We start from the raw sequence: 10660 nt of genomic DNA, 5'->3' as shown, positions 1-10660 counted from the left end.
AAAAAACTGATACTCCCTCGGCCAGAAGCACAAGCGGACTTGTGCCTAACCCTGAAGAGTCGCTCCACGCCACAACAAACCTTTCTAAATATTTCCCCGCCAATTCGTTCTTGTTGATACGACCCCGCCCGACGGTCAGCCCCATTCAGCAAGGATCGACCCATGAACCCCGAACACGCCCAGAAACTCGCTCGTCGTTTTGTCGAGTTGCCCCTTGAAAAACGTCGTCTGTTTCTCGATGGCATGCGCAAGGAGAACATGGATTTCTCGCTGTTCCCGATCCCTTCCTGCGCAGGGCTGGCCGAGCGTGACGGGCTGTCTTATGCCCAGCAACGCATGTGGTTTCTCTGGCAACTGGACCCGCACAGCGCAGCGTACAACCTGCCGATGTCGGTGTGCCTGAATGGCCCGCTGGAGCTGCCGTTGCTGGAGCGAGCCTTCAGTGCGCTGGTCGAGCGGCATGAAAGCCTGCGCACCACCTTCGGTCAGGAAGGCGACCGGGCGTTTCAACGTGTTGCGTCGCCGACACCCGTCAGCATCCGCCTGATCGACCTGAGCCAGCAGCCTTGCGAACAGCGCTGGGCGAGTGCGCGGCAGGCGATGGCCGAACAGTCGGCGCAGACCTTCGACCTGCAGCGCGGGCCATTGTTTACCGTGCAGGTATTGCGCCTCGCCGAACAGGAACACCTACTGCTGCTCAACCTGCACCACATGATCACCGACGGCTGGTCGATGAACGTGCTGATCGACGAATGGCTGCGCGGCTATGACGCGCTGCTGGCTGGTAAACCGCTGCCTTTTCAGCCGCTGCCCGTGCAGTACCGCGACTATGCGCTGTGGCAACGCAGCTGGCTGGAGGCTGGCGAACAGGAACGTCAGCTGGATTACTGGCGCAGCCATCTGGGCGAAGAGCACCCGGTACTGGAGCTGCCCACAGACCGCCCGTACCCGGCGCTGCCCAGCCATGATGGCGCGCGTCTGGAACTGGCGCTGGAGCCCGAGCTGCTGCGTAACCTGAAAACCCTCGCGCAACGTCAGGGCGTGACCCTTTTCGTAGTCCTGCTGGCAACCTTCAAAAGCTTGCTGCACCGCTACAGCGGGCAGACCGACATTCGTGTCGGCGGCCTGATCGCCAACCGCACCCGCAGCGAAACCGAAGGGCTGATCGGCTGTTTTATCAACACCCAAGTGCTGCGCAGTGAAGTGACGGCGCAGACGCGCTTTATCGATTTGCTGCACACCGTGCGCAATGCCTCGACCGGTGCTCAGGCGCATCAGGAGTTGCCGTTCGACGCGATCATCGACGCCTTGCAACCCGAGCGCAGCCAGAGCCACAACCCGCTGTTTCAAGTGATGTTCAACCACCAGCCGGTGGTTGCCGACCTGCTGGACAAACAATTGAGCGGCGGCCTGCGCGTGGCCAATCTGCCTGCCGAGCAACAGGCACTTGCCCAGCGTTCGCACGCCGCGGCCAGTGATCTGATGCTTGCCACCAGCGGCGAAGGCGAGCAGCTGAACGCCGCTTTCACCTACGCCACCGATATTTTCGACCAGGCGACCATCGCTCGTCTGGCCGCACATTGGCGCAACCTGCTGGCGTCGGTCTGTGCCGACCCGCTGCAAACCGTTGCCGAACTGTCGATGCTGTCCACCGATGAGCGCGCTCAGTTGCTGGATATCGACAGCGCAGCCAAAGCCGACACCACAACCCCCGCGCATCGCCAGTTCGAAGCGCAAGTGCAGCGCACACCGAGCGCCCCGGCATTGATCCTCGCCCGTGAAGGCCAGGCGCCCAGCCTGAGTTACACCGAACTGAATGAGCGCAGCAACCGTCTGGCCTGGCAACTGCGTGAGCAAGGCGTCGGCCCGGACGTTCTGGTCGGCGTGGCACTGGGCCGTTCGCTGGACATGCCCGTCGCGCTGCTGGCTGTGCTCAAGGCAGGCGGTGCCTATGTGCCGCTGGACCTGAGTGCGCCGAGCGAGCGTCTACGTCATGTGCTGCAGGACAGCGGCCTGAAACTGCTGCTGACCCACAGCCAGCAAAAGACGACGCTGCCTGAGCTGGCGGGTATTCAGTGCCTGTGCATCGATCAGATGAGCAGTGCGGCAGCCAGCCCGCAAAACCCGGACATTGCCGTTGATCCGGCCAATCTGGCCTACGTGATCTACACCTCGGGCTCGACCGGTCGGCCAAAAGGCGTGGCGATCAGTCATGGTGCGCTGGCCGAATTTGTAACGTTGGGCGCGAACTACAGCGACCTGCGCGAAGGCGACCGGGTCCTGCAATTTGCCACCCATAGCTTCGACGGCTTCGTCGAGCAGTTCTACCCATCGCTGTGTCGCGGCGCGGCCGTGGTCTTGCGTGACAAGCGTTTGTGGGACAGCACCACCTTCCATCAAGCCATCGTCGAGCACGGCGTAACCCTGGCTGACCTGCCTGCGGCCTACTGGCTGACACTGGTTCAGGATTTTGCCGTCAGCCCGCCTGCGCACTATGGCGCGCTGCGACAGATTCACGTCGGCGGCGAGGCGATGGCTGTCGAAGGTCTGCGCCTGTGGCACAAGGCCGGGCTCGGGCACGTGCGCCTGCTCAACACCTATGGGCCGACCGAAGCTACGGTGGTATCGAGCATTCACGATTGCAGTGCACTGACTGCGGAACAGGTGTCGTGGCGCGGTGTACCGATTGGCAGAGCTCTGGCGGGACGACGGCTGTACGTGCTCGACGATCAACTGAATCTGCTGCCGCAGGGCGCAGTGGGCGAGTTGTATATCGGCGGCCCCGGCCTGGCGCGGGGTTATCACGCCCAGCCCGGCCTGAGCGCCGAGCGTTTCGTGGCTGATCCGTTCGTGCCCGGTGAGCGCCTGTATCGCACCGGTGACCGCGCCAGGCTACGCGCTGACGGCGCTGTCGAGTACATCGGACGGGTCGACCATCAAGTGAAAATCCGCGGTTTCCGTATTGAACTGGGCGAAATCGAATCGCGCCTGCAGCAATGCACAGGCGTGCGCGAAGCGGTGGTACTGGCTGTCGAGCTGGCGGGCAGCACGCAACTGGTCGCTTACTTGGTGCCGCAGGTCATGGCGAACGGCGATGCCGAGCAACTGGCGCTGCGCCAGGGCATCAAGAGCCAGTTGCAATCCAGCCTGCCGGATTACATGGTGCCGACGCATTTATTGCTGCTCCCGGAGTTGCCACTCACGCCCAGCGGCAAACTGGACCGCAAGGCACTGTCAGCGCCCGATTCAAGCCATTTGCAGGCGCGTTATCGCGCGCCGCACAGCGATGTGGAAATCTGCCTCGCTGCTATTTGGCAAGAAGTCCTGCACGCACAGCAGGTCGGCCTGGATGTTCACTTTTTCGAGCTGGGCGGCCATTCGTTGCTTGCCGCGCAAGTCATCGCCCGGATCAAGACGCGACTGGGCATCAGCCTGCCGTTGCGCACCCTGTTTGAAAAACCGCTGCTCAGCGATCTCGCCTTCGAAGTGGCCGCGCTGACCGACAACACAACGGATAACGACTGGAGCGACATGGACCAGTTCATGGACTCACTGGAGGAATTTGGCGCATGACCGGGACCACCGCTGCACGCATCGCGAAACGTTTTGTCGGCCTGCCGCTGGAACAACGCCAGCAGTTCCTCGCCCGCTTGCGCCAGGAAGGCAAGGATTTCAGCCTGTTGCCGGTACCGGTCAGCCGTCATGATTTCAGCGCGATTCCGCTGTCGTTCGCCCAGCAACGCCTGCTGTTCCTCTGGCAACTCGACCCGCAGAGCGACGCCTACAAGATGACCACCGGCCTGCGTCTGCAAGGCCCGCTGAACGAGTCGGCATTGCGCCGCGCCTTTGATCATCTGATCGAGCGCCACGAAGTGCTGCGTACCGTGTTCCATACCGACGGTGGTCAGGCGCAGCAAGTGCTGCTGCATGATCAGACCGTGGCGCTGGACAGCGTTGATTTGTCCGGTCTGGCTGATGTCGAACTGCGCGATGCCGAACTGGCGTTGCGAGTTATTACCGTCACCAGCCAGCCGTTTGATTTGCGCACAGGCCCGTTGCTGCGTGCGCACCTGTTCCGTCTTGCCAGTGACGAGCATGTGCTGGTGGTGAGCATGCACCACATCGTCTCCGACGGCTGGTCGATGGACGTCATGATTCAGGAGTTCGTGCACTGCTATCAGGCGTATTGCGAAGGTCGCGAACCAGCGCTGCCAGAGCTGCCGCTGCAATACGCCGACTACGCTATCTGGCAGCGCAGCTGGCTGGAGGCGGGCGAGGGCGCGCGGCAACTGGATTACTGGCGCAGCCAGTTGGGTGACGAACAACCTTTGCTGGACGCCGCGCAGGATTTCCCGCGCCCGGTGACACAAAGCTATCAGGGCGAGCACCTGCGCTTTGATTTCGGCGCTGATCTGTCGCGCCAGCTCAACGCCTTTGCGCGCACGCAGGGCATGACCCTGTTCATGCTGGTGCTGGCCGGTTTTTCGCTGTTTCTGTCGCGCAAGGCCGGGCAGCGCGATATCCGCATCGGCGTGCCAAACGCCAACCGCGGTCGTGCTGAAACCGAAGGGTTGATCGGCTTCTTCATCAATACTCAGGTTTTGCGCTGCCAGGTGGACGAGCGCCTGAGCTACCTTGACCTGCTGGCGCAGATCCGTGACACCTCGTTCGGCGCGCAGGCGCATCAGGACGTACCCTTTGAGCAACTGGTCGATCAACTGGCACCCGAGCGCAGCCTGGGCCACAACCCGCTGTTTCAGGCCAAGTTCAACCAGAACGTAATCCTCAAACAGAAAACCGCGCTCAAGCTGGCCGGGCTGGAAGTCAGCGAATACGCCTTCGACAAGCAGGGCGCGCATTTCGATCTGGCGCTGGACATCACCGACGACGGCACGCTGATTCATGGCGACATGGCCTACGCCTGCGACCTGTATCGACGCGCCACCGTCGAAGGGTTCATTCCCGAAATGCTTGCGCTGTTCAAAACCCTGCTCGATGCGCCGCAGGCGCCGTTGTTCAGCCTCGGTGCACTGGCAATCGAGCCACCACGCGAAGTGCGCGAGGCAGCGCCTCAGGTGCTGCAACTCTGGGACCAGCAGGTGCGGACGCAGCCTGATGCGCTGGCCGCTCGGTGTCTGGATCGCAGCCTGACGACACTGGAGCTGGATCAGGCCGCCAATCAACTGGCCCATCATCTGATCCGGATGGGTATTGGCGAAGGTCAGCCGGTTGCGGTGTTGATTGAGCGTTCGCTGGACTGGCTTACGGCGGTGCTGGCGATCTTCAAGGCCGGTGGTGTGTACATGCCGCTGGACGTCAAAGCCCCGGATGCGCGCCTGCAACAGATGCTCTGCAACGCCCAGGCCAAAGTGCTGCTGTGCGCCGAAGGCGATGTGCGTCAGACGTCACTGGATGTTGCCGGTTGTGAGGGCCTGGCCTTGTGGCAGGCATTGCCGGTCAGTCGTCCTGATATCACGCTGTCAGCCGATTCAGCGGCTTACGTTATTCATACCTCCGGCTCCACCGGTCAGCCCAAGGGCGTATTGGTCAGCCAGGGCGCGCTGGCCTCTTACGTGCGTGGACTGCTGGAGCAGTTGCAACTGGCTCCCGAGGCGAGCATGGCGCTGGTCTCGACCATCGCCGCCGACCTTGGTCATACCGTGCTGTTCGGCGCGCTGTGTTCAGGACGCACGCTGCATGTGCTGACCGAGGCGCTGGGTTTCGACCCGGATGCCTTCGCGGCTTACATGGCCGAGCATCAGGTTGGTGTGCTGAAGATCGTGCCCGGTCATCTGGCCGCGCTGTTGCAGGCCAGCCATCCTGCCGATGTGTTGCCGCAGCATGCACTGATCGTCGGCGGCGAAGCCTGTTCGCCTGTGCTGGTCGAGCAGGTGCGTCAGCTCAAACCGGATTGCCGGGTGATCAACCACTACGGCCCGAGCGAAACCACAGTTGGCGTACTGACCCATGAATTGAAAGTGGACACGATTCCCTGTGGGAGCGAACTTGTTCGCGAAGAGGCCAGCACAGGCTTGCAAAAGGCTGAGGCTCTACTACCGCTTTCGCGAGCAAGCGAAGCGTCGCCCGGCTCGCTCCCACAAGGTTTATATCTATCCACTAAGGTGCCGGTCGGTGCGCCGTTGCCGGGGGCCAGTGCTTATGTGCTGGATGATGTGCTGAACCCCGTTGGCACTCAGGTGGCGGGCGAGCTGTACATCGGTGGCGACAGTGTCGCGCTGGGCTACATCGGTCAGCCTGCGCTGACCGCCGAGCGTTTCGTGCCGGACCCGTTTGCAGAGAATGGTGCACGCGCCTATCGCAGCGGCGACCGTATGCGGCGCAATCATCAGGGCCTGCTGGAATTCATCGGCCGTGCCGACGATCAAGTGAAAGTGCGCGGTTATCGTGTCGAGCCTGCCGAAGTGGCGCGGGTGCTGCTGAACCTGCCTTCGGTTGCGCAAGCCAGCGTGCTGGCATTGCCTGTCGATGAAGACGAATCGCGCCTGCAACTGGTGGCCTATTGCGTCGCGGCAGCCGGTGCCAGCCTGACCGTCGACAGCCTGCGCGAACAGTTGGCTGCACGCTTGCCCGACTACATGGTGCCCGCACAGATCATGCTGCTGGACAGCCTGCCACTGACCGCCAACGGCAAACTCGACAAGCGCGCCTTGCCCAAGCCGGGCGTGGTCAAACAGCGTTACACCGCGCCGGTCGGCGAGATCGAGGAAAAGCTCGCCGCCGTATGGGCGGACGTATTGAAACTGGAGCAGGTCGGCAGCACCGACAACTTCTTCGAACTGGGCGGCGACTCGATCCTCAGCCTGCAGATCATCGCCCGCGCCAAGCGCCAGGGCATCAAGCTCAGCCCCAAGCAGTTGTTCGAAAAACAGACCATCAGCCAGTTGGCCTCGGTGGCAAAACTGATCCAGAAAAAGCCTGCTGCGCCGGTCGAACAGATCAGTGGTTCGCTGCCGTTGCTGCCGATTCAGGCGCGCTTCTTCGAACTGGACATCCCCGAGCGTCAGCACTGGAATCAGGCGCTGATGCTCAAGCCCCTGCAAACGCTGGATGCAATCCACCTTCAAGCTGCACTGACCGCGCTGATCGAACAGCACGACGCGCTGCGTCTGGGTTTCACCCAGCAAGACGGCCAATGGCAAGCCACATTCGGCGCGCTGAACACTCGCGACCTGCTGTGGGTTCATGAGCTGGACAGCATTGAGCGCTTGCCTGAACTGGCCGACGAGGCGCAGCGCAGTCTTGACCTGAAAAACGGTCCGCTGCTGCGGGCGCTGTTGGTCAACCTGCCGCAGGGCGAGCAGCGTTTGTTGCTGGTGATTCATCATTTGGCCGTCGACGGAGTGTCGTGGCGGGTGCTGCTGGAAGACTTGCAACAGGCTTACGTCGCCCTGACTAAGGGCCAGCTTGTGGCGTTGGCAGCGAAAACCACGTCGCTCAAGCATTGGGCCGAGCAATTGCAACAGTATGCGACCGGCGAAACGCTGACCGCCGAGCGCGATTACTGGCTGCACGCTTTACAGGGCACAGATCAACCGTTGCCACGCGACAAGCCCGAAGGTTCGATGCGCAATCGCGATGCGGCCCATGCCTCATCCTGGTTGAGCAAGGACCTGACCCACAAGCTGCTGAAAGTTGCACCTGCCGCGTACCGCACGCAAGTCAACGACCTGCTGTTGACCGCGCTGGCGCAAGTGTTGTGCGAGTGGAGTCAGCAGCCGTCGGTGCTGATCCAGCTGGAAGGGCATGGCCGCGAAGACTTGTTTGACGACACCGATCTCAGCCGTACCGTCGGCTGGTTCAGCAGCCTGTTTCCGGTTCGCCTCACGCCGCAAATCGCGCCGGGTGCAAGCCTGTGCGGCATCAAGGAACAACTGCGTGCCGTGCCGAACAAAGGTATTGGTTACGGCGTATTACGTCATCTCGGCGAGCCGTCGTTTAAGCAACAATTGGCCGCCTTGCCGCAGGCACGGGTCACGTTCAATTACCTGGGCCAGTTCGACGGCAGCTTCAACGAACAACAAGGCGCATTGTTCGTGCCAAGTGCCGACAAAACTGGCACTGCGCTGTGCGAAGACGGCCCGCTGGGCAACTGGCTGAGCCTCAACGGTCAGGTGTTCGATGGCCAGTTGCAACTGGACTGGAGCTTCAGCCGTGAGGTGTACCACGCCTCGACCATCGATACCCTGGCGCGCCGCTACGAGCAGGCGCTGACCACGCTGATCGACCACTGCACCGCCGGGCATCAGGGCGTCACACCGTCGGACTTTCCGCTGGCGCGCCTCACTCAAACGCAACTCGACGGCTTGCCGATTGCTGCGGGCGAGATCGAAGACATCTACCCGCTGTCGCCGATGCAGCAGGGCATGCTGTTCCACTCGCTGTTCGATGAGGGCGCGGGCAACTACATCAACCAGATGCGCGTGAGCATCAGCGGGCTGGATGTGCCGCGTTTCCATAACGCGTGGCAATCAGCGGTCAACAACCACGAAGTGCTGCGCAGCTGCTTTGTCAGCCAGAGCGAACAGTCGCTGCAAGTCGTGCAACGTCAGGTCACACTGCCTTTTGTCGAGCTGGATGCGCGTGGCAAGCCGCAAAACTGGCTCGACGACTGGGCGCAGGCCGACCGTCAGCAGGGTTTTGATCTGGCGCACGGCCCGCTGTTGCGCCTGGCGGTAGTGCGCACTGGCGACGACGCGTGGCAGCTGGTCTACACCAGTCACCATATTTTGATGGACGGCTGGAGCAGCTCGCGGCTGCTGGGCGAAGTGCTGCAACGCTACAGTGGTCAGACGCCGCCGAAACAGGCGGGACGTTATCGCGATTACATCCAGTGGCTGCAGGATCAGGACGCTGATGTTAGCGAGCGCTTCTGGACCGCAGAGCTGGCTGAACTGGATGAGCCGACCCGCTTGCTGCAAGCCTTCAAAACATCAACCGATCAGCAGGGCTATGGCGATTACATTCAGCTGATCGACGCCGACGGCACCCGGCGCTTGAGCGAGTTTGCCCGCGAGCAGCACGTGCCCCTCAATACGCTGGTGCAATCCGCCTGGCTGTTGCTGCTGCAACGCTATACCGGTCAGTCCAGAGTGACCTTTGGTGCCACGGTGGCCGGGCGTCCGGCTGAATTGCCGGGCGTCGAGGAGCAACTGGGCCTGTTCATCAACACCTTGCCGGTGATCGCCAGCCCGCGTTCGGAACAGACCGTCGGCGACTGGGTGCAGCAGGTGCAGGCGAAGAACATTGCCCTGCGCGAGCATGAGCACACGCCGCTGTATGACATCCAGCGCTGGGCACGCAACAGTGGCGAGGCGCTGTTCGACAACATACTGGTATTCGAAAACTACCCGGTGTCTGAAGCCTTGCAGCGCGCGCCGGACGGTCTGACGTTCAGCGACCTGCGCAATCAGGAGCAAGCGCATTACCCGCTGACCCTGGTGGTCGAGGCCAACGACGTGCTGTCGGTACGTTTCAGTTACGACCGGCAACACTTCAGTGCAGAATGCATTCTGCAACTGGCAGCGCATTTCGATCAATTGCTGCAAAGCCTCAGTGCGTCCGCAACGGCGCGTCTCGGCGAGCTGACCCTGCCGACTGCCTGGACGCAAAGCGTGCAGTATTACCCGACCGGGCAGTGCGCCCATCAACGCATTGAAACCCAGGCCGAGCGCACGCCGCTGGCCATCGCCCTGACTTTTGCTGGCGAGCAATTGAGCTATCAACAGCTCAACAGCCGCGCCAACCAGTTGGCCCATAAACTGCGCGAGCAGGGCGTTGGCCCAGATGTTCGCGTGGGGCTGGCCGCTGAACGCAGTCTGGACATGATCGTAGGGATGCTGGCGATCCTCAAGGCCGGTGGTGCATACGTGCCGCTGGACCCGGATTATCCGCAGGATCGCCTGAGCTTTCTGATGCAGAACAGCGGTATCGAATTGTTGCTGACCCAGACGCATTTGCTTGGGCACCTGCCGATTCCTGCACATGTTCAGACACTGGATCTGGCGGATGCGCTGGACAGTTACAGCACGGAAAACCCGGTCAACCAGACCTCGCCGGACAACCTGGCCTACGTGATCTACACCTCCGGCTCGACTGGCAAGCCGAAAGGCACCTTGCTCGCCCATCACAATCTGATGCGCCTGTTTGCTGCCACGGATGACTGGTTCACATTCAACGAAAAAGACGTGTGGACGCTATTCCATTCCTTCGCCTTCGACTTCTCGGTGTGGGAGATTTTCGGCGCGCTGCTGCATGGCGGCCGACTGGTGATCGTGCCGCGCGAAGTGACCCGCTCGCCGGAAGACTTCCATGCGCTGCTGGTTGAACAGCAGGTCACGGTGCTCAACCAGACGCCGTCGGCGTTCAAGCAGTTGATGCGTGTGGCGTGTGATTCGCCCGTGCCGATGTCGCTGGAAAAAGTCATCTTCGGCGGCGAAGCGCTGGACGTGGCCAGCCTGAAGCCGTGGTTCGACCGTTTCGGCGATCAGGCAGCGCAGTTGATCAATATGTACGGCATTACCGAAACCACCGTGCATGTCACTTACCGACCAATCAGCGAGGCCGACACGCAAAACCCGGCCAGCCCGATTGGCGAGGCGATCCCGGATTTGTCGTGGTACGTGCTGGACGCTGATTTCAA

At 61.8% G+C, this 10660-nt stretch carries 2 protein-coding genes; both read left to right on the top strand.

What is annotated here, in order from left to right; translation table 11 throughout:
• The first annotated feature begins 162 nt into the window (after nt 1–162).
• Entirely contained in the window at nt 163–3573 is a 3411-nt protein-coding gene (locus tag ALO64_RS02695; RefSeq protein ID WP_044343292.1) for a non-ribosomal peptide synthetase, read from the top strand.
• Nucleotides 3570–10660, top strand: a 7091-nt coding sequence (locus tag ALO64_RS02690; protein WP_054991651.1) for a condensation domain-containing protein, incomplete at its 3' end; no start/stop codon positions are given. The genes ALO64_RS02695 and ALO64_RS02690, both read left to right, overlap by 4 nt.

Origin of the sequence: Pseudomonas meliae, from assembly GCF_001400515.1 — a bacterium.
GTDB lineage: Bacteria > Pseudomonadota > Gammaproteobacteria > Pseudomonadales > Pseudomonadaceae > Aquipseudomonas > Aquipseudomonas amygdali.
This window is presented reverse-complemented; position numbering and strand designations above follow the sequence as displayed.